This window comes from Myxococcaceae bacterium JPH2, from assembly GCA_016458225.1.
In the GTDB taxonomy this organism is placed as follows: domain Bacteria; phylum Myxococcota; class Myxococcia; order Myxococcales; family Myxococcaceae; genus Citreicoccus.
This window is the reverse complement of sequence record JAEMGR010000117.1, coordinates 1-1128: the sequence shown is the minus strand read 5'-3', so window position 1 is coordinate 1128 and position 1128 is coordinate 1. Positions and strand designations below refer to the sequence as shown.

Here is a 1128-nt window from a genome sequence, read left to right as displayed (position 1 = left end):
CCCGCGGTGCCCCCGCTGCAACGGGACAGACTTCCACCCGATGGGGCCGGGCCGGCCGAGCGTCCTGTATGAGTATATCCCTGGCCGCTTCGAGAAGCAGGTGCACGTACGAGAAACCCTCGTCTGCGCGTGTGGCGAGAGTGTCGTGACTGCCCTGGGGCCACCCCGTGTCGCCGAGAAGACGGGCTACGGCTCCGGCTTCATCGCCCACCTCGTCACTTCGAAATGCGCCGACTCCCTGCCCCTACACCGACTGGAGAAGGCACTCGCGCGTGAGGGACTCCCGGTGGCGCGCAGCACCATGACGGACCTCTTCCACCGAGCGGCCACGGAGCTCGCGCCTGTCTCCGACTGCCTGCTCAAGAAGGTGGCCACGCAGCAGGTGGTGCAGGCGGACGAAACGCCCCTGAAGGTGCAGGCCCCGGAGAAGACGAGGACGGGCTACCTGTGGACGTTCCTCTCGGAGGAGGAGTCCTCGCACGACTCGCTCGTCGCCTACTGCTTCAGCCCCACCCGCGCTGGCACCACGCCCATGGAGGTCCTCGGGAGCACTCGTGGCGCGCTCGTGGTGGACGCGTACACTGGATACAACCGGGTGACGACGCCAGAGGGCCGCACGCGCGTCGGGTGCTGGGCCCATGTGCGCCGCCGCTTCTTCGAGGCGCGCCCCCATCCGGCCGCGCAAGAGATGCTGAGACTCATCCTCCAGCTCTACCGGGTGGAGGCCGCGGTGAAGGAGGCGGGGCTGGCCAGGACTTCCGCTCACCTGGCCATGCGCAAGGAGCAGTCTTCCCCGGCGCTGGCCGCAATCCGCTCCTGGCTCGAGGAGAACAAGCCTCTGCATCCACCTCGCGGCCCGCTGGGCACGGCAATCACCTACGCGATTGGCCAGTGGGACGCGCTCACCCGCTTTGTCGATGACGTGCGGCTTCCCTTGGACAACAACGCCTCGGAGCGAGCCCTGCGCGTCGCAGCCCTGGGGCGGAAGAACTTTCTGTTTGTCGGACATGACCGCGCGGGCCGCAACCTCGCAGGGCTCTACTCGCTGGTCGCCACCTGCTCGGCGAACGGCATCAATCCGCGCGAGTACCTCTCCGACGTCTTGCTTCGCGTGCAGTACCACCCGGC

At 68.0% G+C, this 1128-nt stretch carries 1 protein-coding gene; it reads left to right on the top strand.

Translation table 11 applies throughout. The annotated features are described in order from the left end of the window. A partial coding sequence (locus JGU66_36365) for an IS66 family transposase (GenBank protein MBJ6766251.1) occupies positions 1 to 1128 on the top strand: 1128 nt, incomplete at both ends.